Origin of the sequence: Nostoc spongiaeforme FACHB-130 (assembly GCF_014698475.1) — a bacterium.
Lineage (GTDB): Bacteria > Cyanobacteriota > Cyanobacteriia > Cyanobacteriales > Nostocaceae > Nostoc_B > Nostoc_B spongiaeforme.
Genome location: NZ_JACJTB010000035.1, coordinates 1 through 26,650, shown reverse-complemented (window position 1 = coordinate 26,650; position 26,650 = coordinate 1). Strand labels below are relative to the sequence as shown.

Annotated in this window: 27 protein-coding genes, 1 tRNA gene and 2 pseudogenes; 8 read left to right on the top strand and 22 right to left on the bottom strand. The window is 39.2% G+C overall.

Features of this window, described 5'->3' with window-relative positions; translation table 11 throughout:
* Nucleotides 1–32 precede the first annotated feature (32 nt).
* Nucleotides 33–242: a DUF6887 family protein gene (locus H6G74_RS21915; protein ID WP_190969677.1), complete on the bottom strand. Its 210-nt coding sequence runs from the start codon at nucleotides 240–242 to the stop codon at nucleotides 33–35.
* Complete coding sequence (locus tag H6G74_RS31850) at nucleotides 239–415, bottom strand: DUF6888 family protein (RefSeq protein WP_390849974.1); 177 nt, start codon at nucleotides 413–415, stop codon at nucleotides 239–241. Before H6G74_RS31850 ends, H6G74_RS21915 begins: the two co-directional genes overlap by 4 nt.
* 149 nt (nucleotides 416–564) lie before the next feature.
* Here H6G74_RS31850 and H6G74_RS21910 point away from each other — a divergent pair, with 149 nt between their 5' ends.
* Entirely contained in the window at nucleotides 565–1,755 is a 1,191-nt protein-coding gene (locus H6G74_RS21910; RefSeq protein WP_190969676.1) for a type I restriction endonuclease, read from the top strand.
* Between the two features lie 174 nt (nucleotides 1,756–1,929).
* On the opposite strand, the gene H6G74_RS21905 is transcribed toward H6G74_RS21910, so the two are convergent.
* From H6G74_RS21905 to H6G74_RS31315, 3 genes are all read right to left on the bottom strand, one after another.
* The gene (locus H6G74_RS21905; protein ID WP_190969675.1) at nucleotides 1,930–2,313 is read right to left on the bottom strand and encodes a DUF433 domain-containing protein; all 384 of its coding nucleotides are present in this window, start codon (nucleotides 2,311–2,313) and stop codon (nucleotides 1,930–1,932) included.
* A 94-nt stretch (nucleotides 2,314–2,407) separates the two neighbouring features.
* On the bottom strand, nucleotides 2,408–2,665 hold the full coding sequence (locus H6G74_RS21900) for a ParE family toxin-like protein (RefSeq protein ID WP_190969674.1): 258 nt from the start codon (nucleotides 2,663–2,665) through the stop codon (nucleotides 2,408–2,410).
* The gene (locus tag H6G74_RS31315; protein ID WP_242051312.1) at nucleotides 2,662–3,057 is read right to left on the bottom strand and encodes a hypothetical protein; all 396 of its coding nucleotides are present in this window, start codon (nucleotides 3,055–3,057) and stop codon (nucleotides 2,662–2,664) included. The genes H6G74_RS21900 and H6G74_RS31315 overlap by 4 nt, the downstream gene beginning before the upstream one ends.
* Nucleotides 3,058–3,178: 121 nt before the next feature.
* On the opposite strand from H6G74_RS31315, the gene H6G74_RS21885 reads away from it, so the two are divergent.
* The 4 genes from H6G74_RS21885 to H6G74_RS21870 all read left to right on the top strand — a co-directional run bounded on the left by H6G74_RS21885 (nucleotide 3,179) and on the right by H6G74_RS21870 (nucleotide 4,856).
* Nucleotides 3,179–3,583, top strand: coding sequence for a hypothetical protein (locus H6G74_RS21885; RefSeq protein WP_242051311.1), 405 nt, complete (start codon nucleotides 3,179–3,181; stop codon nucleotides 3,581–3,583).
* 101 nt (nucleotides 3,584–3,684) lie between these two features.
* Nucleotides 3,685–3,894 carry a hypothetical protein gene (locus H6G74_RS21880; RefSeq protein ID WP_190969673.1) on the top strand — a complete coding sequence of 70 codons (210 nt, stop codon included), beginning with the start codon at nucleotides 3,685–3,687 and terminating at the stop codon, nucleotides 3,892–3,894.
* Nucleotides 3,895–4,080, top strand: a complete 186-nt coding sequence (locus H6G74_RS31310) for a hypothetical protein (RefSeq protein ID WP_242051310.1) — start codon at nucleotides 3,895–3,897, stop codon at nucleotides 4,078–4,080.
* A 197-nt stretch (nucleotides 4,081–4,277) separates the two neighbouring features.
* On the top strand, nucleotides 4,278–4,856 hold the full coding sequence (locus H6G74_RS21870) for a hypothetical protein (RefSeq protein ID WP_190969672.1): 579 nt from the start codon (nucleotides 4,278–4,280) through the stop codon (nucleotides 4,854–4,856).
* 185 nt (nucleotides 4,857–5,041) lie between these two features.
* On the opposite strand, the gene ftsH2 is transcribed toward H6G74_RS21870, so the two are convergent.
* The 9 genes from ftsH2 to H6G74_RS21830 all read right to left on the bottom strand — a co-directional run bounded on the left by ftsH2 (nucleotide 5,042) and on the right by H6G74_RS21830 (nucleotide 15,562).
* Nucleotides 5,042–6,928: an ATP-dependent zinc metalloprotease FtsH2 gene (gene ftsH2 / locus H6G74_RS21865; RefSeq protein ID WP_190969671.1), complete on the bottom strand. Its 1,887-nt coding sequence runs from the start codon at nucleotides 6,926–6,928 to the stop codon at nucleotides 5,042–5,044.
* 509 nt (nucleotides 6,929–7,437) lie between these two features.
* The gene (locus H6G74_RS30955) at nucleotides 7,438–7,647 is read right to left on the bottom strand and encodes a hypothetical protein (protein ID WP_206756993.1); all 210 of its coding nucleotides are present in this window, start codon (nucleotides 7,645–7,647) and stop codon (nucleotides 7,438–7,440) included.
* A gap of 69 nt (nucleotides 7,648–7,716) precedes the next feature.
* Nucleotides 7,717–8,211, bottom strand: a complete 495-nt coding sequence (locus H6G74_RS21860) for a hypothetical protein (protein ID WP_190969670.1) — start codon at nucleotides 8,209–8,211, stop codon at nucleotides 7,717–7,719.
* A gap of 267 nt (nucleotides 8,212–8,478) precedes the next feature.
* Nucleotides 8,479–9,915, bottom strand: a complete 1,437-nt coding sequence (gene gltX / locus H6G74_RS21855) for a glutamate--tRNA ligase (RefSeq protein WP_190969669.1) — start codon at nucleotides 9,913–9,915, stop codon at nucleotides 8,479–8,481.
* Nucleotides 9,916–10,184: 269 nt separating this feature from the next.
* Nucleotides 10,185–10,258, bottom strand: a tRNA-Asp gene (locus H6G74_RS21850).
* A 150-nt stretch (nucleotides 10,259–10,408) separates the two neighbouring features.
* On the bottom strand, nucleotides 10,409–11,932 hold the full coding sequence (locus tag H6G74_RS21845; RefSeq protein ID WP_190969668.1) for a serine/threonine protein kinase: 1,524 nt from the start codon (nucleotides 11,930–11,932) through the stop codon (nucleotides 10,409–10,411).
* Between the two features lie 56 nt (nucleotides 11,933–11,988).
* Nucleotides 11,989–13,584 (bottom strand): serine/threonine protein kinase, encoded by a 1,596-nt coding sequence (locus tag H6G74_RS21840; RefSeq protein ID WP_190969667.1) that lies wholly within the window; start codon nucleotides 13,582–13,584, stop codon nucleotides 11,989–11,991.
* A 312-nt stretch (nucleotides 13,585–13,896) separates the two neighbouring features.
* Nucleotides 13,897–15,078 carry an esterase-like activity of phytase family protein gene (locus tag H6G74_RS21835; protein ID WP_190969666.1) on the bottom strand — a complete coding sequence of 394 codons (1,182 nt, stop codon included), beginning with the start codon at nucleotides 15,076–15,078 and terminating at the stop codon, nucleotides 13,897–13,899.
* A 115-nt stretch (nucleotides 15,079–15,193) separates the two neighbouring features.
* Nucleotides 15,194–15,562: a response regulator gene (locus H6G74_RS21830; protein ID WP_190671190.1), complete on the bottom strand. Its 369-nt coding sequence runs from the start codon at nucleotides 15,560–15,562 to the stop codon at nucleotides 15,194–15,196.
* A gap of 269 nt (nucleotides 15,563–15,831) precedes the next feature.
* Here H6G74_RS21830 and H6G74_RS21825 point away from each other — a divergent pair, with 269 nt between their 5' ends.
* The gene (locus H6G74_RS21825; protein ID WP_190872226.1) at nucleotides 15,832–16,488 is read left to right on the top strand and encodes a response regulator; all 657 of its coding nucleotides are present in this window, start codon (nucleotides 15,832–15,834) and stop codon (nucleotides 16,486–16,488) included.
* Here H6G74_RS21825 and H6G74_RS21820 read toward each other — a convergent pair.
* Both H6G74_RS21820 and H6G74_RS21815 read right to left on the bottom strand, forming a co-directional pair.
* On the bottom strand, nucleotides 16,472–16,798 hold the full coding sequence (locus H6G74_RS21820; RefSeq protein WP_190969665.1) for a DUF3226 domain-containing protein: 327 nt from the start codon (nucleotides 16,796–16,798) through the stop codon (nucleotides 16,472–16,474). The two genes, H6G74_RS21825 and H6G74_RS21820, sit on opposite strands and share 17 nt — an antisense overlap.
* Nucleotides 16,799–16,923: 125 nt before the next feature.
* Nucleotides 16,924–18,420: a TM0106 family RecB-like putative nuclease gene (locus H6G74_RS21815; RefSeq protein ID WP_190969664.1), complete on the bottom strand. Its 1,497-nt coding sequence runs from the start codon at nucleotides 18,418–18,420 to the stop codon at nucleotides 16,924–16,926.
* 137 nt (nucleotides 18,421–18,557) lie between these two features.
* Between H6G74_RS21815 and H6G74_RS21810 the strand changes: the two genes are divergently transcribed.
* Nucleotides 18,558–19,760, top strand: coding sequence for an aminotransferase class V-fold PLP-dependent enzyme (locus H6G74_RS21810; protein ID WP_190969663.1), 1,203 nt, complete (start codon nucleotides 18,558–18,560; stop codon nucleotides 19,758–19,760).
* Between the two features lie 323 nt (nucleotides 19,761–20,083).
* On the opposite strand, the gene H6G74_RS21805 is transcribed toward H6G74_RS21810, so the two are convergent.
* On the bottom strand, nucleotides 20,084–21,451 hold the full coding sequence (locus H6G74_RS21805; RefSeq protein ID WP_190969662.1) for a cytochrome P450: 1,368 nt from the start codon (nucleotides 21,449–21,451) through the stop codon (nucleotides 20,084–20,086).
* A 151-nt stretch (nucleotides 21,452–21,602) separates the two neighbouring features.
* Between H6G74_RS21805 and H6G74_RS21800 the strand changes: the two genes are divergently transcribed.
* The gene (locus H6G74_RS21800; RefSeq protein WP_190969661.1) at nucleotides 21,603–22,901 is read left to right on the top strand and encodes a cation:proton antiporter; all 1,299 of its coding nucleotides are present in this window, start codon (nucleotides 21,603–21,605) and stop codon (nucleotides 22,899–22,901) included.
* A gap of 62 nt (nucleotides 22,902–22,963) precedes the next feature.
* On the opposite strand, the gene H6G74_RS21795 is transcribed toward H6G74_RS21800, so the two are convergent.
* The 5 genes and pseudogenes from H6G74_RS21795 to H6G74_RS21775 all read right to left on the bottom strand — a co-directional run.
* Nucleotides 22,964–24,040: a glycosyl transferase gene (locus H6G74_RS21795; protein WP_190969660.1), complete on the bottom strand. Its 1,077-nt coding sequence runs from the start codon at nucleotides 24,038–24,040 to the stop codon at nucleotides 22,964–22,966.
* A 485-nt stretch (nucleotides 24,041–24,525) separates the two neighbouring features.
* A pseudogene (locus H6G74_RS21790) lies at nucleotides 24,526–24,921 on the bottom strand (hypothetical protein); the annotation flags it as partial.
* A gap of 8 nt (nucleotides 24,922–24,929) precedes the next feature.
* Nucleotides 24,930–25,472, bottom strand: a complete 543-nt coding sequence (locus H6G74_RS21785) for an IS630 family transposase (RefSeq protein ID WP_313888508.1) — start codon at nucleotides 25,470–25,472, stop codon at nucleotides 24,930–24,932.
* 29 nt (nucleotides 25,473–25,501) lie between these two features.
* A complete protein-coding gene (locus H6G74_RS21780) occupies nucleotides 25,502–26,002 on the bottom strand; it encodes a helix-turn-helix domain-containing protein (protein ID WP_190969659.1) in 501 nt (166 codons plus the stop codon).
* Between the two features lie 29 nt (nucleotides 26,003–26,031).
* Nucleotides 26,032–26,376 (bottom strand): annotated as a pseudogene (locus H6G74_RS21775) (transposase); the annotation flags it as partial.
* Nucleotides 26,377–26,650: the final 274 nt, after the last annotated feature.

The following is a 26,650-nucleotide window of genomic DNA, read 5'->3' as shown; positions in this document are numbered from 1 at the left end:
GTTATTTAGTCATTAGCTTATTCCGTATCACATCAAGCTTGAGAATTGCCACGAAAACGTTCCATAAATTCAGGATAATTATTCAAATCCTGCAATGATTCTAATGGTGGCATTTCAATCCAATTTGCTTCCGCGTGCAATTTATCTATATAAGCATAAAAAGCTTCTTGGTCATCCCGATGAGCAAGAACATAATCATGTAATTCTTTCTGACTCATAGCTTGAAAGTTAGGCTTACTCATCTGATGTACCTCCACCGTCCGTTAGGGTATATTTCTATAGTATTTTCCTCGCCCGCGAGCAAGAATATATTTCCTGTTCGTTCATTTATCCGAACAATATTGATATGGAAATAAAGTTTTGTAAACCAGCAGCACAATATATACAATTGCGTTTTTTGTTCTGGTGTAGGGATAATTGCTCAGAATTTTTCTGTATGTATCATTGAGAAAAATAGGCAGTAGCATAAACCCAAATCACCAGAATTTTAGCAAACAGATGATAATTACTAGATAAAGGCGGGAATACTATTGTTATGACAAAAGTATTACGCAGGGTTTTAGTATGGGTTTTGCGGAAGATTTAGCTAAATTATCTGAAAAAGTTAGCAGTAGGCTTGCTATCGTCATAGGAGAAGAAAATACAAAAGCTGCTTTTATTTCCCCATTTTTAAGTATTTTAGGTTATGACATTACCGACCCAACCGAAGTTAAACATGAATGCTTTGCTGATTTTGGTTCACCTAAAAAAATCAAACAGCCAAAAAAAGTAGATTACGCGATCGCCATTAATGGCAATATTGTTATGCTAGTTGAGGCTAAGTCTTGTCAGGAAAAACCAGAGGTTCATGACGGACAGTTGAGAAGTTACTTCAATGCAATTTTAACTGCTCAAATTAGCATTGTTACCAATGGTGTTGAATACCGATTTTTCACTGATTTAGAGAATATCCACATAATGGATAAAGAAGCATTTTTTACATTTAATATTCTAGACTATACTCCAAAAGATATAGAAAATCTTAAGCTGTTTCATCGTGATAACTTTGATGCGGCTAGGATTAAGAATGATGCTGAAGAAATGCTCTACTCCCAAGGCATAAGTGAATTAATAGACGGACTTTTAGTTTCTCCTTCAGATAAATTTGTTCACTTTTTAATTAAGGAACTTGGTACGGTTGCACCAAAGTTTGAATTTCGAGGAAATGTCGTTAATACAAAAGTTATTAATAGATTTCAGCCCATTGTTAAACGCTCAATTCAAACAAGTTTATTATCATTGATTACTCGTTCAGTGAATCAAGAAATGACTCATTTGACAAAAGATCGAGATTTTGCAGGTTCAGAACAGGTAGAAACAGATGTCACTAATAGTTTTGAAGATGAGGACAAAACTGAGGTTATTACAACAGCAGAAGAATTAGCGGCTTTTAATACAATTCAGTCAATTACAAAAACTTCCACAAAATATAATTTGGAAATACGACAGAGGGATACTGTTTCATATTTTGGGATTAATCTTGGTAAAACAACATGGTGGTTTTTGCGATTATATCTATCCTCAACTAAGAAAAGTTTTATTGCTAGAATACATCCAGATGAAGCAAAAAAATTGGCTCCTGATTTTGAAATTCAGGATGTACCGGGAGTGAATGCTGAAATTGTGTCAAAAATAAAGATTGATTCGATAGATGATTTTAATAAGCTAAAGCCTTTGATTTTGCGTTGCTATGAAATAGAAGCATCAAAACACTAATTGCAGAACCAAGGGAAACCAAAGGGTTAGTTGAGTGGGCAGAATTTTTATCTCTGCTTAATTTACGCTCATAAAGTGTAATGCAGCATTCTAACTAGCAGCGATCGCACAAAATCACCACAGGCGATCGCTCATTCACTGCAATCAGCTATTTGTATAATTTGGTAATGCTGGCTAAAAGCGATCGCACATTAGACCAAGTTTAGCTTTCCAAGCCAGAAGTTTAGCATAAATCTCTTCCTGTCCAGGCTTTGGAGGCATTTTAGCTATCTGTGCAAGGCAATCGCGATTTTTTTCTTCCCAGTATTTACGTAGCTCTTGAGTTTCTTTTAAGACTGTTTGATATTCTGCTTCTACTTCAGTACGGTTGGCGTTAATATATGCAAGTGCAGCATCAAGTTGTTCTTCTGTTAAAGGAAGCCAATTTCGGATAAGTTGAGGTGTCCATCCAGCCAAAAGGTGATCCATAACATCATAAATAGTGATGCGTGTTCCAGCGATTGTCAGTCCACGTTCTGTACGGATAATACCTGATTTCTCATTAGATACTGGAGTCATACCTATAATCTCCCAGATTTTTCTATATCATTACTCTATATTCTGAATGAGAGCGATCGCATTACAGATACAGTTTCAGTAATTTATTTTTGTGCTACTGCCCTAAAAGTTTATCGTATTCTGAATGTGAGCCAATCCAAAACCAAACTATTTTGTTATCTTCTTGAACAGCTAATACTCGATAGTGTAAGCCGATTCGTGCAGACCAAAAACTCCCTACTTTCTTGAAATGCAGTGATGGATACCAGGGATCTTGCTTGAGCAAAGCATAACACTGATCAGCGAGTTCCTGAATATTGCATGGTAACTGTCGGTAGTGATACCAAAAGTCTGGAGTTGCTTTGTGTCTCACAGATCCGTACAGTGTCCTTTCCGCAGATGTTCTAATGCTTTCTGAGCAAGATTATTGAGCTTTCCTGTTTGTACATCTTTCTCAAACTGTTGATCCCAAATAGCAGCATCAAATTCTGCAAACCAATTACGAAAAGCAGACAGTTCTTCTGGTGAAAGTTGACTCACAGCACGTTCAATAACCAACTCATGAAAAGACCGAAAACGGCCTGAATCAAAATCATCTAATCCTTGTTGAATACCCTTGACAGCCTCTTTTGATTCCTGTGCTTCCCACTCTAGGAAACTTGCTAGTAACTCAGATGCAACAATACTAATATCTTGACCTTGGCGAGCAGCTTTATCACGTAGTAATGCTTCTAATTCTGGGCTAAGGGTTACAACAATTGACATTAAGCTCATCCTTTAGCATTCAGCTTCTAAGCAATATTTTAGCGCGATCGCACGATACATTGCGTAGACTATCTTACTTACGTTATACAAGAATCAGTTACTCAGTAAACAACAAAAATCAATGACTCTTTCAAAGCTTTACGTACTTCCGCTTGCAAGTATGATAGTTATGACTGGTAGTTTACTTGTAAAAATTCCTACCGCACAGTCTTCTGATTTTGATACAGCAAATTCTGTACTCAATAGCTCAAAAGCTGCTGATGAAATTGTTGACAGACAGAGTTTGGAAGAAGGACAAGTCTTTGTAGTTCAGACAAGAAGCAAAGGAGTTGAAATTATAGAAGCGGGTAGAGTGATGACTACGACAAGAAATTTTCTGGTCACAATAGAAGATGAGAACGGGAAAATTCTGCGAGTCTTTTATCGTTTAGGTAGAGGGTCAGACCTCATCGCCACTGCTAGGATGCAAAAAGAGGAAGCCATTCAATTATTAAAATCAGGCGGTGTGATTGTAGAAGAACTTTAAAGACAGATGCGATCGCACAAAATCACAGCAGGCGATTCATAGGAAAACATTGAGTTAAACTAACTCTAGAAGCGGTTGTAATTTTAATACACATACTGTGTATGCCTGAAATTATCGAGATACCAGTTGAACTAACTCATTTTAAACTTCCCGAAGCTGTGCAAGAACGTCTTCAAGTTCTACTTGATCGTCAAGATACAGGTGAAATGCTTACCCATGCAGAACAAAGGGAAGCGGAAGGGTTAGTCGAGTTGGCAGAATTTTTATCTCTGCTACATTTACGCTCGCAACGTGTAATGCAGCAAGGATAAATGGTAAAAATCCCTATTGCTTTACGTCGATTAGTCATTCAAAGAGCAGCTGATCGCTGTGAATATTGCTGTTTGTCCCAAGCCGGTCAAGCGGTAACTTTCTGTCAGCAATTGCTTACATATCAAAAATTCCGTATTAAAAATAATCAACGCACATTTAGCACCTACAATGACAAACTGCGATGATAGTTTTTGCAGTTCTGCTAAGTTGCTGGAGAGAAAAGTATTTTTAATTGCTTGAATTGATGTTGTCAATTTAACTATAAACTGATTATTAATGCTTCAATATTTATTCTGCCAATTTGCCTGTTGATTGGGAGTAAACCCGGAAGCTAATTGGGAGGATGGGAATAAGTACTAGTAAATGACCAACAATTTTGCTAATGAGAATTTGGACTGCAATAGTTGTACTAACTTCTTCTTGGCTAGTTTCCGGGTTGGTAGCTTCTCAGCCAATCAATGCTAAAGTAGCGATCGCCGCCGATAAAACAGCATCATCTCGGTCTATTTCTCAAGCAAGCAATACTAAAAAGCCGATTGCGATTGATAAAGCTGAGTTTGGGATAGCGAGAGTTGATGCTAGAGGTAAAGTTAACTTCATCCCCACATTCAGAGTCCCCCTACAAGAAGGTAGTAAATATGGGTGGCGGATTCAACTCAAAGACTACCAAGGCGAAGTTACATGGCGAGAAGTCTTACGTTTGCCAAAACCCCCAGAAACTTGGGCTACAGATGATGGTGAAAACTTTTCAGTCTCTGCTGACGGTACAGAGTCGGTAATGAGGCGCAAAACTACAGCGAATGATGGTGTGATTCAAAACTATTGGACGATCGCAGCAGGTGATCCTCCTGGTAAACATAAAATACAGGTATACATTGATGACCGTCTGATTGCAACTTTCGATTTTGAAGTTTTTCCTATAGACAGAAAAGAATCATCCGGGAGAAATCGCAGTTTGTAGCAATTTTCAACGGACATGATGTGACTCCTCAAAAAACCCCAGGATAAAAATACATAGCCAAAATTCAACAAAAAAGGTGCAGGAGTTGACTGCACCTTTTTTTACTCTATGTTCGCCTGCTGTAACCTGGCTAGGGGGTTAGGCTTTGATTACTGAGTCGATACTCTAGAAATATCGTTTAGTAATTACAGTTGCGGTACATACTGTTGTTTTTCAGGAACATCAGTGTATTCAGCAACGATTTGGCGGAATTCTTCGCCGTCGATGGTTTCTTTTTCAATGAGTAAATCAACGATGCGGTCTGTTACGGTGCGATGTTCACGCATGATTTGTTTGGCGTGTTCATAGCATTGTTCAACGATAACTCTTACTTGAGCATCAATGCGAGAAGCGATCGCTTCGGAATATTCAGATCGGGTTGTCCAGTCACGACCAAGGAATACTTCACCTTGTTGACTTTCTAAGGAAAGTGGCCCTAAGTCAGACATCCCAAACCGAGTCACCATTTGACGCGCCATTCCGGTTACTTGCTGCAAGTCACCGCCAGCACCGGTTGTCACTTCCGCCGAACCAAAAATGATTTCTTCAGCCGCACGTCCACCCAAAGCACCAGTAATTCTGGCTTTGAGTTGAGAACGAGAAATTAAACCTTGTTCTTCGTTGGGAGTAAACCAAGTTAAACCCTGTGCTTGTCCCCGTGGAATCAAAGTTACTTTTTGTACTGGGTCATGGTCTTTGAGTAAAGTACCCACCAAAGCGTGACCAATTTCGTGGTAAGCAATTAAACGCTTACTCTTGCTATCTACCAACGGAGTTCCTTCCATACCTGCAACTACGCGGTCAACCGCATCGTCGATTTCGCGCAGAGTGATGGCTTCCTTACGTCTTCTGGCGGTGAGAATTGCAGCTTCGTTGAGTAAGTTAGCTAAATCTGCACCAGTAAACCCAGGAGTCCGCCGAGAGATGGCTTCTAGTGAAACGCTGGGGTCTAATTTCTTGTTACGTGCATGAACTTGCAGAATTTCCAAACGTCCTTTGATATCTGGTGCATCGACAGTTACTTGTCTGTCAAAACGTCCGGGACGTAACAAGGCTGCGTCTAATACGTCGGGACGGTTGGTAGCAGCGATAATAATAATCCCTGTGTTACCTTCAAAACCATCCATTTCGGTCAGCAACTGGTTGAGGGTTTGTTCCCGCTCATCGTTACCGCCACCGATACCTGCACCCCGTTGTCTACCAACTGCGTCGATTTCATCAATGAAGATGATACAGGGAGCGTTATCTTTCGCTTTTTTAAACAAGTCGCGGACGCGGGAAGCGCCGACACCGACGAACATTTCCACAAATTCCGAACCAGAAATGCTGAAAAATGGTACACCAGCTTCACCAGCGATCGCTTTTGCTAGTAATGTTTTACCTGTACCTGGAGGGCCGACTAACAACACACCTTTAGGAATGCGTGCGCCAACAGCAGTAAATCTTTCTGGTTGTTTCAGGAAGGTAACAACTTCTTGTAATTCTTCTTTGGCTTCTTCAATACCAGCCACATCGTCAAATTTTACACCTGTTTTGGCTTCCATTTGAAACCGCGCTCTGGATTTACCAAAGTTCATTGCTTGTCCAGGGCCACCAGGAAGATTGCTGGAGCGACGGAACAAAAAGAACAAACCAGTGATCAATAAAATTGGGAAAACAAGATTGCCTAATAATCCCCAAATTGCGCCATCATTACGCATGGGGTGAGCATCAAAACTAATTTGTTTTTCTTTAAGCTTGCTAATTAACTCAGGGGCGCTAATTGGCAGGTCTACCCGCCATCTTTGAATGCGATTTTCGATATCTGGATCAATAGCTTCGACAATTGCCGTTCTACCGCCTTCATACAAATCTACGCTAGTGACGCGATCGGCATCCAAGTATTCTAGAAAACGGCCATAGGTCATGCGGGTATTGGCAGCATTCTTACCCATATCAGCAGGAGCATTCGCAAATGCTCCTTGCCAGAAGAAAAAGCCAATTACCAAAGCAGGCAATGTCCAGAGTACTAGGACTCTCCAAGAAAATTTCATCTTAATTTGCCTCTGCCAATACGATTAATCATTTTTAGTTACTTTCTAGCTTGGCACTCATCTAGGGAATCATCTTCCGCAAGATATTGCCGCACTTGGTAACTAGATTTTGCAACGGATGTCTATAAATCCATTTTGTTTAATTTGATGTCTAGTCACACGTCACCATGAATGTGTGACGCTGAAAAGATTCTTAATTAAATTTAACTTAATTTTAATACAGCTTGGATGATGACAGCAAAATTTAAGATGTGGATATTTAGAGTCTAATGCTGCGATCGCACAGCTTTGAAACAATTCAGCCCAAGTGGCAGTAAAAGTTGTAGAGACGTTGTATACAACGTCTCTACAAGGATTTTATCGAATGCAGTTTCTATATGACTTACGGCAAAACCCTGACAACCATTCTTCACAGACAGCCTTTGTAACTAAATGCTGTTCTCATAGAATTGGGATGATTTCTGAGAAAAAAACTAATCCCTAGCCTCTAACCCCTAGTCCCGAATTTCTCACGTATGGGTGGGGAGTGTGGGGGGAAAGATTTGTTCACTATCCTCCCACTCCTCCCACCCTTCCCATTCCTCCCACACCCCTGGATTTCTCACAAGAGAGAAATCCAGGTAGTACAGTTCGGCATAAATAAACAGACTATCTAGAATTGCTAAAAGGCTTGTGTTATAACTATTCTTGCTTTTTCCTTTTGCCCTTCGGGTCGCCATTTGCTTTATGCCGGGAAACCCGTCCACCGCAATGGCTCACTTTTTACTTTTGCCTTGTTGTACTAGTGACTACTTCACTTCAGTAATGGTCAATGTATAAGGATAATACTGACCTTGATTGTATGAACCCACCCAAACTTGATAATTTCCCGGTAGCCATTCACCACTCATCCCAGGATTTTTCCCTTCAAAATCGTCATTACACCATGTACCACCGGGGCCTCTCACAATCAAGGTAACATCTTGAGGGCTTTGCACTTGGAGTCTGAGATAATCGAATTTAGTCTTGAGTTCTAAAGTATGGTCTGGTGCTGCATCAACAAACCCATCACAAGGCCCAGTAATTGTTTCTCTTCTCCCAGCAACTTTATTTCCCGAAATTGACCCGCCACTCATTCCCCGTACGGTAATAGGGTCTGGGGAAAAGGGATGGTTAAGGGTCACATCTCCAAATATTGTTGGTGCTTCTTGAGCATGAGTGATGGTATTAGTTATGGATGCGACACAAAATGCCAATATTGCCAAAGATAATTGTATCCCTCTATTTAAAGATGTTTGCGACATTGCGATTACACAGGTTTCTCAGTGCTTAGAAAGACACGAATTTTACATTCTAAGTTCCCAAGATGAGAGGAATTGACTAAGGACTTGCAATTAAAAAAATATCCCATTATTCAGAAGAGGGACAAGGAGGACAAGGAAGACAAGGGGAACAAGGGGGATAGAGGTTTTGTTGAGTAAACAAATGGGATAATTCATTTTTTGGAATACTCTCAACTAATTCGTAATTCGTAAAGACTTAATTACGAATTACGAATTACGAATGATGAATTACGAACTAATGGCTTGATTCAATCTTGCCTTGTCTAAACCAAGATGATTCAGCAGTAACCAAGATTGGATGAGGTCTGGGCCATGAACATCGCCAGTTAAAGCAACACGGAGCGATCGCATCACTAAGCCTTTCTTGACGTTCTGTTGTTTTACCACCTGTTTAATAATTTCTTGAGCAATGGCTTCTGTAAATTCGGGTTGATTTTCTAAAGCTGCAAGTATGGCACTCAACACAGCAGAAGCACCTTCTTGTTGCAGTTGTTTACTGCCCTCTTCGCTCAATTCTACGGTGTCGCTGAAAAAGAGTTTGCTCATCTCTACAGCTTCCACCAAACGAGTCAAACTAGGGCCGATTAAAGCAACTAACTGCTCTAACCAAGGACGTTCTCGCGCCTCTACGTTATATCCAGCTTCTTGCCAAACAGGTATGAGCAAATCTGTCAGCTTATCCACTGGCATATTGTGGATATATTGACTGTTGAGCCAATCTAGTTTTGCCCAGTCAAATTTAGCACCGGCTTTATTCACCCGATCAAAGCTAAATTCTTTAGCAGCCGCTTCTAGGGTGAAGATTTCTTGAGTAGAATCTGGTGGCGACCAACCCAGTAAAGTCATGTAATTGACCAAGGCCTCGGCGGTGAAACCCATTTTCTGAAAGTCGGAAATCGAAGTCACACCATCCCGCTTGGATAGTTTGCGCCCATCCATATTCAAAATTAGGGGTGAGTGGGCAAATACTGGGGCTTCTGCTCCTAAAGCTTCATATAACAGAATTTGCTTGGCGGTGTTGGCTATGTGGTCTTCGCCGCGAATGACATGGGTAATTTGCATATCAATGTCATCAACTACCACCACAAAGTTGTACAGTGGTTGACCAATGCCGTCTGCGGAAGCACGAGCAATTACCATATCTCCACCAAGGTCACTACCGCGCCACACCATTTTGTCTCGTACCAAGTCATTCCAGACAATTTCGCGGTCATCATCGATTTTGAACCGGATGACAAAGCTACGTCCTTCGGCTTGGAATGCGGCTTCTTGTTCTGGGGTGAGGTTGCGATGACGGTTGTCGTAGCGGGGAGCTTCACCTTTGGCTTTTTGGGTTTCGCGCAAAGCCTCTAATTCTTCTGGGGTGGTGTAGCAGCGATAAGCTAATCCTTGATCTAACAGTTTTTTGACTGCTGTTTTGTACAAATCTAGGCGCTGGGATTGGAAAAACGGGCCTTCGTCCCAGTTAAGTCCCAACCAGCGTAATCCCGCTAAGATATTTTCGGTATATTCGGGGCGCGATCGCTCTAGGTCTGTGTCTTCAATACGTAAAATAAACTTACCCCCGTGGTGGTGGGCAAATAACCAGTTAAATACAGCAGTTCTGGCTGTACCAATATGTAAATTGCCAGTTGGGCTTGGTGCAATACGGACTCTAACAGTCACAGTTAATTCTCTCTTTCACAAAGCATGATTAATTTAAAGCAAAATTCAGCATCAATATATAGTGGCGGAAAAAGACCCGCAACTAATTTTAGACTGCTTGATGGGTTGCTAAATTTTCAATTTAGCGTCGTGTTTCACCACTGATAACACGCTGAGACTGAGCGAGTTTCGCTCTAGCGGCATAGGTTTGTGGAATTATTACTTCATTTTGCCAAGCTTCTGATGATGAGTTATCCTTTACATCAGCATTTAGCAGTTTGGTTTTTGAACGGGACTGACGGGGCTCGAACCCGCAACTTCCGCCGTGACAGGGCGGTGCTCTAACCAATTGAACTACAGTCCCTTAATTTGCAACTTTATCAGTATCGCTCTTTTTTTGAGCTTTGTCAAGTGCTTTTTTTGCTTTGGCTTTTAGGGCGGCTGCGTTTTCACTCAACGATCTACTATTATAGCGTTTAAAATAATTTTGGCAAGGGGTTGCTGATTTAAGTTTCTAAGTTGAGGAAGCCGCCACCTGTGGTTGAGAAGATAGATGTTCTAGTATCTGAGATTGGATTTGCTTGTACTGCTGCTTGAGCAAATTCTTGCTTGTCTGGGCTTGATCAGAGTGTGGCAAGATTTTACTTTGTTCAAGCCACTGTGTTAATCTTTGGCGCTGGGTATTAGTAATATGAGTGTTCAGCACTGTAACACAGCTATTGGGTAGTTCCAAGGTAAAGCAAATCAAGGAATAGCGTCTATATTCGATCAAAGCCGAAACCAGTTCTTGGTTTTGGGTATTCTGCATATCTAAATAGCAAGGTAGCCATTTCGGGCCGAGTTCGGAATCGTAAAGCAGCGTGATCCACAGCAGCATCGGGTAAGGCGTTGTGATGAAGACAAAATGGTTGTAACGCTGACACAGAACTCGTTTTTTGATTTCTTGTTTAGGTAACATCAGCCACAAAGCTGCAAAGTTTCCTTGGGGTGTGGGGAAGATTTGGGGAAAGACAATTTCTTGAATGGGTTTATTTGATGGCCAGACAAGTTTAGCCAAATTGGTTTTCAGAGTTGGAGGTAAATCAGCACCAACATTTAAGTGAGGATTGTATGTGGAAGTTAAAGGTGTGGGTAAATTCTGACAGCTTGATTTTTCTAGACTATCTAAGACTTGTAGAATTTCTGCCATGTTTTGCGGGCGATCGCCTGGTTTTTTTGCCAAGCAAGCCATGATTAAATTGTTGAGTTGTGGGGGTAATTTGAGGCCAGGACTGACAGATGCGATCGCTTGTGGTGCTTCAAAGTGATGCGCTTTATACCAAGCACCAAATAAATCTGTTTCTGGTTGCCAAGGTTTAGCCCCAGTCAGCATTTCATACATCATCACACCCAAACTATAAATATCAGAACGACTATCAATGTCTATACCTTCTAATTGTTCAGGAGAACAATAAGGTAAAGTGCCGTTAAACCCTCTGTTAGTATTCACTGTGTTTGTATAATTAATAAATTTAGCAATGCCAAAATCCAGGATTTTCACTAACTTTCCTAAAATTGGATCTGGCAAAACTAATATATTTGCTGGTTTAACATCTCGATGCACTAAAGCATAAACTTTGCCATCAATATTAATTCCTTGGTGGGCGCATTGTAAGCCTAAACAAATCTGACGTGTCAAAATCAAAAACTTAGGTAATGGTATAGGTATTAAATCTTTTAAACTTTTACCATTGAGATATTCCATAACATAAAATGGCTTACCTTCGGCACTCATTCCATAATCATAAGCCCGCACAATATGAAGACTTTTTTGACTTAAAGCAGCACTCAACATTGCTTCTCGTGCAAAGTCTTGCTGCATTTTTTCACTACAAAATTTTTGAGTTAAAAATTTGACGGCAACAGGTGTTCCACCTAATAAAATATCATCGGCTAAAAAAACTTCACCCATACCACCACTACCAATCAACTGTTTTAGCTGATAGCGATTGGCCAGCAATCCTGTAACCCGTGGAGAGATGAATGCACTGTGATTCACTTTTATAACCTCTAACATTGCCGCAATTAAATACTTAAAAATTTATTTCATATTTTTTAAGGCCTTGATAAAATCTGGCGAATTTTATCAAAGATTTGAGACAGCCAAGCTCTAAAACCTAGTTTGGCAATTTGTTGTCTTTCTACTAATTTTTGTAAAATTTCTGACTTTAACTTTTGGTATTCTGATTTCAAAATTGTTTTAGCTTGTTCCGAGGCGATCGCTTCATTATATTTCTGCTCTACTTCTAACCAATCTGTTAGTTGTTGTCTTTGTTTGGCTGTCAGAGTTAGTGTCATCACATTAGCACATTGAGTTGGTTCTTCCAATGCAAAAAAAAGTAAGTGATAATAGCCTCTGTCAGCTAAAAGTTGAGCAATTTTTTGACCTCTGTTATCTTTTAAATCTAAAAAATAAGATAGCCATTTCGTTAGAGAGTATTGAGCATTATATAACACAGTCACCCACAACAACATCGGGTATAAGTTCATTTTGTCAATAAACTCTGTACTGTGATATTTATCACAAAAATTAATTATTTCTTGCTTTGGTAACATTGCCCAAAAAGTGGGAATTACGCCTTGGGTAGTATGTAGTAAATGAGGAAACCCAATCGAAGCAATTGGTTTATTTTTTGGCCATGTTTTTTGTAAGCACTCTTTCTCTGAGATTGAAGTTACTGGAACTAAGTTTGCAGGATATTCCAATTTATTACTATCAATTTCTAGGGCTATATCTCTCGCTACCTGGCGCTTAATTTTCTCTAGAACGACTAAAATTTGACTAATAGTTTGTGGACGTTCAGTTACTTCTTTGGCGAGACAAGTTAATAATAATTTTTTTAATGCTTGGGGTATTTTGACATCAGGATTAACTTGTTCAGGTGTGGGTGGGGCTTGAAAACGATGAGCTTGATACCAACTCCCAAAAGTATTACTATCTGTTTGAAATGGGTGTTTTCCTGTTAACATTTCAAACATTAATACACCCAAACTGTAAATATCAGAGCGTACATCTAGGAGTTTACGCCCTTCCATGTGTTCTGGAGAACAATAAGGTAAACTCCCAATGAAAGAATCAGTCAGCGTCATACCGCTACGTTCTGTCAAAAATTTAGCAATGCCAAAATCAAGAATTTTTACAACCTCACCTTGTTGAGCATCATCAATAATAAAGATATTTTCTGGCTTAATATCTCGATGCACAATTGGATAAATTTCGCCTTTTAGACTAATACCTTGATGGGCGCACTGTAAGCCTAAGCAAATTTGCTGACAAATATCAATAAATTTTCCCAGAGTTAATGGTTGTACCTTCAAAATCTGCTTGAGATTTTTACCTTGAAGATATTCCATTACATAAAATGGTGTTTTATCATCTGTCATGCCATAGCTTAATACCTGAACGATATTTTTACTTTTACGACCTAACTGAGCGCCAATAAAAATTTCCCTGGCAAAGCGTTGCGATATTTGCTGATTTCCTAAACTTAGCATTAAAATTTTGACAGCAACTAAAAGGCCACCTTTTGCTGCATCTTCTGCTAAATAAACCCTACCCATCCCGCCTTTGCCAATCAAATCCTTTATTAAATAGCGATTGTTTAAAAACTTTCCAATATAAATATCGATGTCGGTTTTAGGCACTACCATATTTGGAAATGTCACGCTATAAAATTTTAAAATCAATATTGCTCAAGCTTTTATTGTAACCATTAATAAGTTTACTAAATTTAGAGAATCAATTATAAGTTATAAAACTCACTTTAAGAGGGAATAAAGGTTTAATAAAACACTAATTGATTGTTCTGCAAAATCGCTTAAACATTATGTAACATATTCATTAAGAAAATAAATGAGAAAATCCACTGAACCCAAGGATACTTGGACGATATCTGGGTTCTAATAACAGTAAATCCACGGTTAAAAATAATCAGCACTCCAAGTAGTTCCCAGGAAGGCTAATCACCAACGGAAAAAACTTAGCATCCTCCGAAACCATCTGAGAATAGGTGGTTCGATTTTAAGTTGAAAAGCTAAAAACTGAGTACGCTGTAGAGAATTAAAATTATTATCGCTGACCAGGATTAATGAACGTTGTCCATTAGGTAGCCAAGGGCCAAGTGTTAACCCTTCCAGATTATCTAGGGCTACGTCTAGGGTTCGTAAATCGAACAAAAGTTTTTTCGTTACTGGGTGAATATTTTTGGAGGTGCTAAGAAGACTGTCAATATTGTGAATATCATCAGCATCAGCTAGGGAAACTTGAAATAAAAAAATCGCAAATCCTAATCCAGTAAAAGACCTTTCTAAACTTAAAAAATGTCCTTGATTATCTAAGGCGAGTAAATCTGGTAAGCCACTAGCAAACTTACCAGCTATATCTAGTAATGGTGCGACTGGTTCAGTTTGGTACAAAAATTCACCTTCTGGCTGCTGGGTGAGAAGATTATATTGCAAAATTCGGCAAGGTGTACCAATATTTGGTTTAGCCACTGAACCGTCTTGAATTAAAGCATTTTCAGTTGCAGTGAATAAATACTGATTGTTGGGGGTAATAGTCAGACTTTCAAAAGCCAAATTATTCCGAATACCCATTTTCGCTTGTTTATCTGGTAAGAATTTTATAGGTATTCTGAGTGTGGTCATACTTTTTCCAGAAGCTAAGGAAAACTCTTTGATAAAAGGGCTAATTAATTTTTCCCTATCTCCTTCAGAGGAGATAAAAACAGTATCTTGATTAGTTAAAGCAATTCCTTCGGTATCGGTGGTTCCAGGGAGAAAATTTTTTCCATCTTGATTTAATAGCATTGTTACGCCGACAGGCACAACATCATCATTTTCTAGCAAACCTTTGCTCAAATCGATTTTAAAAGTATAGAAACGTGTGGGGGCTTTTTGCCCTCTATCGTCGGAAATAGCATAATAAAGGTCATTTTTGACATCGTAGGTAATGCCTGATAAACCACCGACTTCAGTTTTTTGAAAAGATAAATTTTTGGTTAATGTTGCTTCTCCAATAAAATCTATACTGCTGATTTCAACAGTATTCGAGGAAGAATTAATCATGAAAATTGTGACAATTAAAATCCCAATTCCTAAATAAATAATTTTGGGTAATTGCCAAATTTTTTTAACTATTTTCATTTTGATGACCTTACAAGAGCAGGCGATCGCAGATAGCCACTTAATTCACCCATAGTAAACGAGCAGGTGATTTTACTAACATAACAAGTGGGACTGAGTGAAAACTTTGGTGAGACTAATTAGGATTGAGTACCTGGTTGATGGTTTGGATCAGTTCCTGGGGTTGAAACGGTTTGCTGATGTAGGCGATCGCACCCATCTTTAGCCCCCAGTAGTGATCAGACATGCCAGCATTAGAAGAACAGAAGATGACAGGCACTGCCTGAGTTTCAGGATTACGTTTGATTTTGCGGCAGACTTCATAACCATTCAACCGGGGCATAACTATATCAAGAATGATAATATCTGGGCAATCAAATTGAATTTGCTCCAAAGCTTCTATGCCATCACAGGCAGTCTTAACATCAAAGGCGTTTGCTTTCAGTAATTCTTCTAAGAGATGACGTTGAGTGTAGCTATCTTCGACAACCAGGACGGTACTCATTTGATTTACTCCATTCAATGAGTTCATCCTAAAAAAACTAGATGCAGAAAACATGAGACATCCGTCCCCATTTCAGCTAGGTCTAAAGTCCTAGTAACAAATAGGACAGCAGAATCTTGCGACTGAAAGAAGAAAAGGTTAGGGTTGAGGGAATCATCCGAATTGAAATTGGTAAGCTATTAAGCGTGCAGTTTAAATGACGATTAGCTAATAGCTTTCAAATCCAGGTATATTGTCCGGTTTATTTTTTCAGTCATTTTTCTTAACCCATGCCGCCCATTCGTGTGCTGATTGTTGATGACCAAACCCTAATCCGTCGGGCGTTGTCCTTATTGCTGGTCGAAGATCCCCGACTGGAATTGGTGGGGGAAGCGGAAAGCGCAGAAGTGGCGATCGCTCAGATGGAAATTCTGAAACCAGACGTAATTCTCATGGATATTGTCATGCCAGGAATGGGAGGAGTTGAAGCTACCAGAGTGATTTACCAACAATTTCCAGAGACAAAAATTTTAGTACTTAGTATTGATGATGATGATGAGAATATTGCTCAGGCAATGCGGTATGGAGCAGCAGGTTATCTGTTAAAAAATACCCCTGTAGAAGAATTGTCTCTAGCGATTCAGGCGGTTCACAAAGGCTATACCCAATTAGGGCCGGGCGTAGGACGAAAGTTAATTCAGCGTATCCCCGATCCTGGGATTAATCTGGATGTCGAGTGGAAAAAACTCACCCGCCGCGAACAGGAAATTGTGCGCTTGATTGCTCAAGGGGCGAATAATCGTGAAATTGCAGAGGTGCTGTTTATTTCTGAAAAAACGGTAAAAAATCACATTACCAATATCTTGAGTCGTTTGAATTTGCGCGATCGCCTCCAGATTGCTTTATTTGCCACATCAAATCCCACCTATATCACCAGCAAAGCCTGATCTGCTCAATCAGGTTCTGACAAAAAACCAAGCTCTCAATTTCATTAACTTGCGTATCAATAGCTACACTTTTCACTATCTCTTCAATACTGCTGAGACGTTCCTGAACCACCTCTGGAGCTACTGAATCCGCATCAGCGACAATAGCAATTGGTACTTGTCGGCGAACAACTAAAGAACGCGCCAGTGATTTAATCGCAGATAATCCACCAGCAGCAACAATTTCAATGTTATTCAGTAGTTCTTTTGGCAGAACACGTTGAAGTAATTCAACGTCGGAAGCTCCTTCGCAAACAATGTAAGCGATCATGGAATATCTCTCTCCCTAACGTCATAATCAAAAAAAATATCTTATTATTCAGAATGGTAACAAGGAGGATAAGTAAGACAAGGGGGATAGAGGTTTTGTTGAGTAAACAAATTTTTGGAATAGATTTACAAACTGACTTCTGATTCTTGAATTATGCTGCATTCATTTTGAAAAAAATTTACTAGCCAGTCTTTGACGCTGCGTGTTGCGTGACAGTCGTCTTCGTTATAGCGTTGGATAATTTCTAAGAAAGAGCGATCGCCTGTTTCTAACCATTGATCATACCAGTAGATACATTTAGCGCCACTGGCTTCTTTATCGCGCCACTCAAAGCCTAACCATCGCGCAATTACTTTCAGGGCATAACTTTCTACAGGTAAGGCGACGCTTTGAATTAATTGTTCATAAACATCTACAAATCTATTGAGAACAGGATTAACTAAAGATTTTGGTGTGTGATATAGCTTGGCTAATCTTTTTACTGTGTCAAATTCGTAAACACAAAAATGATAAATTGGTGCGTCGGGATATTGCCAAACTAAGTTAATAAATTGTCGCCAAACTAATTCTTCATCCTCTGGATTTTCAGCTAAAAAAGAATGAAATTTTTGTGTATTATTTTGTCTATCAACAACTAAAACACCTAAAAGGTAATCTAAATCTAAGTCGGGCTGGGCTTCAATATCAAAATACAGTTCTACAGGCGCAGTAAAGGTCAGTTCTGCTGGCGGTAAAGAAGTTGGTAAAATTAACGGACGCTGTTCAATAACAGCTTGGGCTTGAATAGTTAACTTGGTTGCTACTACACTATCAAATCCTGGTAAGTCTTCTAAGATAGTGGGATTTGTATTGGCTAAAGATTCTAGGGTGGTGAGGGAAAGGGTTTGGAGTTGGGCGTAGCGGACGGGTGTGACTCCTGGTAATAAAGAAAGATGTTTTTGTGCTTGGGCGATCGCGTAACATTGACTATGCCAGTGGCAAAGATTACACTTTTGCCGTGAAATAAACATCTCTGGCGGTTCTGGTGATTTGATTGCTGCAATGAACTCCTCTAGAATTTGCAACATCTGTGGTGTCCATTTCGCCAAATCTACGGGATAACTAATGTCTTTGGTACGTAAGATTAACCAAGCTTTATCCGGTGTGACTCCCTGAATTGTGGCTAAGGCTTGGGCGTGAAATGCTGACATAACTTGATATTCTTGTTTGGGACGTTTACCGAGTTCCATATTCGCAGGAACATACATCCAATCACCAAAGCAAGACTCTCCTGACTGTTTTACCAATAAATCTGGACGGCTGAGGAGTGTATAGTTTTCGCTGGCGGTTTCTACCCAGTCTTGATAATTACTTAACAGTACTCCCTGATAAATATACTCAACGCCACACTGCATTAATTCTAATGTGGCGGCTTGGGCTGCTTCCCGATTTCCTTGCGGATATTGCGGTTTTTCATAGTCAAACCCTGCCAAAATCCCTTGATGATAGATAATTTTGTCTTGTTGCAATTTAGACAACAAGTCATTCGGTGCATCTCTCAGGCTTTTGTCAGCATTAATATCTAAAATTGGTCGGCGTTTACAGCGTTGGTATTGTAGTAAATGTTCAGCATTAATCAACATTCATTTAAGCTAACAATAATTGTGGCTTTTTGGGGTTGAGATCAAGGTTACAAGTTACAGGTTACAGAAATTATTCTGTTTACTTGTCACTGTCCCCTGCCCCAAGGGTTGAGAGTAAAAATATTGAGATTCGACACATGACTAGTGTTTCTGCTATTCAAACCGACTTGCATCACCATCGAGAGCAATTTCCTGCTTTAGCTAATAAGCTTTATTTTAACTACGGTGGACAAGGGCCGTTACCCAAACAGGCAATTGAAGCCATAATTCAAACTGAAACTCATATTCAGCAGCTAGGCCCCTTTGGTAATGAAGTTGGACGCTGGATAGGTTCTTATACTCAAACTATCAAACAAGCGATCGCCACGGAACTCAACGCCCCCTCTGAAACTATCACTCTGACAGAAAATGTGACTGTGGGCTGTAATATTCCTTTGTGGGGGATTGATTGGCATCCAGGCGACCATCTGTTATTGTCGGACTGTGAACATCAAGGGGTAATTGCCGCAGCTAAAGAAATTGGGCGACGGTTTCATGTAGAAGTTACCACCTGTCCGTTAATGGCAACTTTAAATGCAGGTGATCCTGTGGCGGTTATTGCCCAAAATTTACGCCCCAATACCCGCTTAGTAATTCTCAGCCACGTCCTTTGGAATACTGGTCAAGTTTTACCCCTTGACAAGATTATAGAAGTATGCAGAGATAACCATTCTTTAATATTAGTAGATGCTGCTCAATCTGTGGGTTTATTGCCGTTAAATTTAACGCAATTGGGGGCAGATTTTTATGCGTTTACTGGGCATAAATGGTGGTGTGGCCCGGCGGGTGTGGGTGGGTTATGTGTCAAACCCGAAGCCTTAGAAAAACTTGCGCCGACATTTATTGGTTGGCGTGGTGTGATTAAAGATAGTCAAGGACAGCCGATAGATTTGTTTCGGGATGGACGGAGATATGAAGTCGGGACATCGGCTTATTCATTTTATGCGGGATTGGTAGAGGCGATCGCACTTCATCAACAATGGGGTACAGCCGAGGAACGTTATCAACAAATTTGCCGCAATAGTGAATATCTCTGGCGCAAATTATCCGCCTTACCGCAAATTAAATGTCTGCGAACTTCCCCACCGGAAAGCGGTTTAATTTCTTTTCAATTTGTCCAGCATGATTCTCAAACTAGTTTCAAATTAGTACAGTTTCTGGAAACTAACAAGATATTCACCCGCACAATTGCCAAACCTGATTGTATTCGCGCCACCGTCCACTACTTTACTTTAGAGTCAGAAATGGATGAATTAGTCGAACAAATAAAGAAGTTTAGTCAATATAGCAGTCCTATTTGATGAACAAAACAGACAAGGGAGACAAGAGAGAGAGGTTTATAAATCATAGGACATACGACCAAGATTATCTGCGAAGAATAGGTGTAAGGGTTGTAGATACATATACCCTACACCTCTCCCCAACCCTTGATTTTTCGTTTTTATACTTAAGTCCCATCAGGGAGCTAGAAAGCTCAAATTCTTGATACCATGTGCGATACATTAAAAAATGCTTACGGGAAACCTTGAAGGAATTTTGAGAATTTATTGTTTTTGCCCAGCCTCAGAAAAATAGAAGTTTATACATCAACTCATCCTCTTAAATTGGCAAAGGTTGTGAATAACTACACTTTTATCGGAGTACTCGCTTTTTGTCGTAGTCCGGTTGCCATTAACCACTTTCCATTTGAAGGCGCTAAAGTAATACCACGACGTATTGGTTTAACACTAGAGTTGTTTACTAATGCTAAATCTACGTGGGATAATACTGTTGCTAGCACCAGTTTCATTTCAAATAAGGCAAATGCCATACCCAAGCAACGACGGTTACTTCCACCAAAAGGTAAATATTCATATAAAGAATATTGTCTTTCTAAAAATCTTTCTGGTTTGAACTGTTGTGGTTCTGCATACAAATCTGAACGGCGATGAGTTAAATAAATACAACCTACGAGTAATGTTCCTGGTTCAAATTGATGATTCATAATTTCTATAGGTTGTTTCACAATCCGAGGAATAGTAATCATCGCGATGGGATAAATCCGTAGAGTTTCTTGGCAAACTGCTGTTAGATAAGGTAAGCGAGTAATTTCTTCTAAATCTGCATTGTTTCCACAACTATCTAATTCAGACAAAAGCTTTTCACGTATTTGTGGTTGGCGATGAATCCAGTACAATGCCCATGTTAAGGCTGAAGCCGTGGTTTCATGACCAGCAACCAATAAAGTCATCAATTCATCGCGTAACTCTACATCAGTCATAAGTTCGCCGTTTTCATCACGCGCTGACATCATTAAAGATAAAATGTCACTCCCAGAGGTTTCTGGATGATTTCTACGTTCTTGAGTCTCAGCATACAGTAGTTGGTCAATTTGCTCTCGTTGACGCAAAAAAATGCCCCAAGGACTCCATGAACCTAAATCTACTTGCATTATTGGCAAAAACGATATCGTGGCACGTAAACTAGAACCAGTTAAATCTAATATGGAAGCCAGCAGTTTTTGTAATTGAGTATAACGTTCTCCTTCAGTTAGTCCGAACACAGCTTGCAAAATCACTCTCAGAGAGATTTCTTGCATAGAGTCGCGGGCAGAAAACGGTTGACCAAATTTCCATTGACTGATGACTTCTTTGGTGATTTCGGCGATTATATTACCGTAGGCTTTCATCCGATCGCCATGAAAAGGCGGTGTTAATAACTTACGCTGGCGTTGGTGAGATGTGCCAGATAATAATATTAAAGAATTTTCGCCCAACAAAGGCTGCAAAATTTGAGCAGAACCTCTAGAATCTAAATTACTGAGGTTTTCTGTAAATAATTGTTGAATTGCTTGTGGATTACTGAGAAACACCATTGGCTGTTTGTTGGTTAGCCATAATGTAAAACAGTCACCATGTGCTTTGGCAGAATTTTCCATTAATTGCAATGGCTGATAAATCCATTGTAATAACTGCATGAATTTGGGGATTTTGGGACTCTCTGGGAGTTGCATAACTAATGCTCCTGGTACTGCTATTTTCACTAACTTAAGAAGAGTATTAATTACCGGACTGTTTTTTGCTGAAATCTACCTATAGGTAATTTATTGCTAGAAATATTACAACTAAACTTGCAAATTAGTATACTTTTTTATACTAATTTCTATGTTTGATATCTATATTATCGACTTGTTTTTGATTGGATTAGTCTTACTGGTAGTTACATTAGCATCCGGTTGGATTACTCGCTTACCTTTATCTTTTGCTCTTATCTACCTATTGGTTGGGATTTTCCTTGGCCCTTATGGTTTAGGTTTAATTCAATTACGTCGAGATGATGTATTCAATGCGGAATTACTAGAAAGGCTAACAGAATTTGTGGTGATTATTTCGGTGTTTAGTTGTGGCTTAAAAATCATTCGGCCACTAAATCTCCGAGTTTGGGGAATTACATCTCGCCTGATTGGAATATTAATGCCAATTTCTATTTTGAGCTTGGCTGCTGTGGGCAAATTATTTTTAGGGATGAATTGGGGAGAAGCTATATTGTTAGGAGCTATTTTAGCACCTACTGACCCTGTATTAGCTTCAGAAGTGCAACTGACTGATACTAATGATAGAGATGAGTTACGTTTTGGTTTAACCTCCGAAGGTGGTTTAAATGATGCCTTAGCTTTTCCCTTTGTTTATTTTGGTATTTATGCTTTAAAAGATCATAACTGGAATAATTGGTTTAAACAATGGATAGTGATAGATATATTTTGGGCGATCGCAGCAGGAATATTCATGGGAATTTTAGTTCCGAAAATCATCGTCTGGTTTGATCAACATATCCAAAAGCGTCGTTCTGCTGACAAATTAATGGAAGATTTTGTTGGCATTAGTATCATTTTGCTGACTTATTCTTTAACAGAATTTGTTAATGGTTATGGTTTTTTAGCAGTATTTGTCGCTGGCTTAGTAGTACAACGCAGTTATAACAATCCAGAAAAGCCATTAGCTCAATTAGAATTTATCGAACAATTAGAAAAGCTGTTAGAAGTTGGCACAATTTTATTATTAGGCTCCATCTTACTATTAAAGCCTATGGTTGATTATGCTTGGCAATCTTTAGTTGTAATTATTTTCTTGTTCTTGTTGATACGACCTTTAGGTGCGTGGATCAGCACAATTAGTAAACATCCCCTTAGTTCCCATCGCTATCATCTACATCCTGGAACTCGCTGGCTGTTTGGTTGGTTTGGAATTCGTGGAGTTGGTTCCCTTTATTATCTGGCTTATACTTTTGGTAATGGTTTGAAGGGAGAAGCTGCTGAACAAATTGCCTGGATAACTTATACAACCATTGTGGCATCAGTAATTGTACATGGTATTAGTGCAACTCCTTTAATGAATTGGTATGAGGTTCATATTGCTAAACAGAAAAAATCTACACCTGCTTCTAGCATTGATGAATTTGAGTAACCGCAGACCCATCAATTTCTTTATGAATCAGCTCTTTAAGTAAAATGCAGTAGCCTTCATTGTTAAGTGAGTTGCTTGATAATAGCTTGTGCGATCGCTTCATTTCCATCCTTGGCGATTTTTTGGCTTTGCTGCGGTGGTTGGGGTAATTCATAAAGGAAATTCCAATTACCTGTAAAAAATTCTGTCGGTGTGACAATTTGATGATGGTTGTAATTCGTAATTCCCTCTAAAAGATAACTAGCTTCGGCAAAATCATCGCGGGGAATTGTCACTAGAGGAATTTCTAAACTTGTCACCTCGGAAAAAGTACCATAACCCGGTTTAGAAACTATGCGTCCGCAAATTGGCATAAAATCAACAGGGCGATATTTATTATCATGAATCTTGACTAAATTTGGTAAATCCGGTGCAGAACTATCAAAGGTGATAAATTGCCAATCTAGGAAATTTTGCAAGTTTTCGTAAGGTATTTGTTGTAAACCTAAGCCGCCAAAGGTGAGTAAAATAGTTTTATCTTGTGGTGCATTTATGCCCCAATTAGCACGTAATTCATCAGCAGAATAACGCGGTGAACCACCTGTCAAACCCACGTCGGTGATATTTTGAAAAGCCGGCATTGGTTCATGAAAGGGTAAACGAAACAAGCGATCGCATTTAGAATAACACTCACTAATCCAATCTGCGATCGCCACAAATTCACCACCCCAATCTCTATATATCAAATCCCAACCAAAGTTACTCATCATCCAGCAAGGAATATTTGCAGCTTTGGCAAATAAAGATGCAAGAAACGGAATATCAGCCAAGATTAAATCAACCCGATTTTGTCTGATAAAATTAACTTCCGACGCAATTAAAGAATTTTGCTGCTTTTTAATTTCTAAGAGTTTTGCTAAAGTCGCCTCTTTATCCATTGTCAAACTATCAGCTTGTATGACACCCAAATCAAAAGCGCGGGGACGATGGATAAAATCACCTTCTATATATGACTCCAGCAACCAACGCGGCGCAGTCGTCACCATAATTAAAAGTACATTAGGACACAATTTTTGGATAGTTGCAGCTACAGATGCCGTGCGAGTAGCATGACCAAAACCGTGATTAGTTATAGCTACGTATAAGATAGGGCGTTTCATACCAATTAGGGAGTGGTAATACTAAATCTCAGTAGACCGAAAAGTTTGGCGATCGTTCTGTAATAACGATATGTTTTAGTAGAATTTAGCTTAAAAGCCTTTCTATGCTTATGCTACTGTCTATGTCATTAAAAAACATAAACGAGAGACCTTAGCTATTAAAGCTGTTCAACAACAAAACACTTTAGTAGCAATTATCACGTATCCGCATAGGCGCGAGTTCTTCGTTTATGCAGTCTATAAAGTACGGTTCTTCAGTAATTAGTATGACAAAAATAAGTAGCTCAACCTAATTAACTGGAGTTTAGGCTAGTTCGCGGTGCGAAACTAAAGACAGCATAAAGAAAAAGTATTATTAAAGCTAGAAGAGAAAAGATAAAATGGAGAGCGATAATAGCAGCAAACAAAAAATTAGTGAAATTCAATTATCTTCGTCAAGAAAGTAATATATATGAAATGGGTTTTGTAGAATAAAAAATCTCAATTTATTTAATAGTCTTAGTCTGCGAAATTAAACATCGACTAATAATAGTTAAATTATGAGCGATTATTCTCCAGCCTACCCAACGTTTTAATCCCCTATCTCCTCTATACAAACAACGTTGGAATCCAAAGCATCTTTTCAAAAAACTAATACGTCCTTCTATACCGTTATGCCGTTTACCCCTACATATAATATCTGTATGCACTCCAAATATACTCACAATTTTCTCCGCAGCACTAACTTTTTCTTGAGCTAAAACTCTGCGGGATGCTTGTGCAACAACTTGTTCTATACGTGGGAGAAAAATTTCCCATGTTTGCAGTATTTTCTGTGATTTAACGGCATCCAATTGCACTAGAATTGACTTCACTGTTTCAGCTTGTTTAATTGCCGCCTTATACCAATTCACGAAAAATTTGATTCAAATAAAGCATCAAGAATAAAATCCCACCCTGTTATAGAAGCAACGATTGATGTGTTTAATTTCTCCAAACGCTTCCAGATAAATTGTCTTAATTCATCCAAAGTTCCAAAACTTTCCCAAGCCAGATGTTTTTTAACTTCTTCCCATAATCGCTCAATTGGATTAACTTGCGGGGTGTGTGGGGGTTGAAATAACAAAATTATATTTTCTGGTATCTGAAGATGTTGACTAAAATGAAAAGCACCATTGTCTAACTGAATAATATGTATATCTTGGGCATAATTAGCAGAGAATTTTTCTAAAAAAATCTGAAAACAATCTGCATTTAAATGAGAAAATTCCCAAATAAAATATTCACCCGTTAACGGTTCTACTAATCCGTATAAATAAAAATTCTCCCGTTTCCATTGTATGATACCGATAGGTTTAGTCCCAAAGTTGGTAATTAATCTACCCGCTTGAGTCTTTAACCCCACACGGCTTTCATCTTCGCACCAATATCTAGTTCTTCTTTGTTTATCTATTGGTGGTATGACATATTTCTTAATTACTTCTATGTATTGTGGCAGTTTTTTTTAAACTCCTCTTCCGCTTCGGGCTGGTGTTTTATACCTACTGTACGCGGCACTTTTAGCTTCGCTTTCATTTGATAACGTACCGTGTCATGTACTACTTTGTATGAAGCTTCTACTCCCTCCTGTGCTCTTAACCATGTTCGGATTACTTCATAACTTTTAAATCCCTGGGGGTCTTCTAGTTCTTTTAAAAGTTGTTCTCGAACATCCGTGTTAATGATTGGTGGTCGTCCTGAACCCTTTTTTCTTGATACCAGGGTCTCAATTCCTGATTCTGCATAAGCCTTTAACCACCTTTGCACTGTGGCACTTCCTCTTCCCAACACTACTGCCAAATCTTGGATTGTCTTTACCTGCTGTATTTTCAGTAAATACAACGCTTGAATCCGTTCTTTTCCTAATGCTGTTTTTTGTTTTTTCAGCAGCTCACGTAATTCCTCTGCTGACTCTTCTATTTTTACTTTGGTGACTCCAGGCATCAACTTCTGCTCATATTTCTTACTTAACTTAATAAACTGTTATCTGAAGGGCAATGAATATTAGTTGCCACTACTGTACCATCTGTCCTCATTCTTTTACCCTGAGTTATTTTTAACTGGGTGGCAATTTGAGCCAGTCTTTGATTAATCTCCTCCAACGTTTTTTCATTCAAAGTATTCGCACAACGGATCAATGTGCTTTTATTTGGCAGAGGATTAAAATATACTCGACAAAACTGCCTCAAAATTAAACTTTCTCTCACATTTTTAATTGTGTTTTCGTAACTAAGTCCGCGTAAGTGTTTTAGGACTAGCATCCTTAATATCACTTCTACTGGAGTTGATTTTCTTCCCGTCTTGCTGGCTACGGTGTACACACAAGTTTACCCAGAGCGAGTTTCCAGCCAAAAAAGGTGGATTCAAACTGCTCAAGACCACGAACTAAAGTAGTAATACCAGGAGGTTTTACAGAAGAGGGATATTAAAAGTAGAGAGATAAATACTAAAAAGCTCCTCAGTACAATGTTAGAACTAAGGAGCTTTTTAGGAAAAAGAGACCTGGCGCCGAGCAATTGTGGCAGGAGGCAACCCTCCAACTATCGTAGCCGCAGCAGCGTTTCACCTCTGAGTTCGGGATGTATCAGTGTG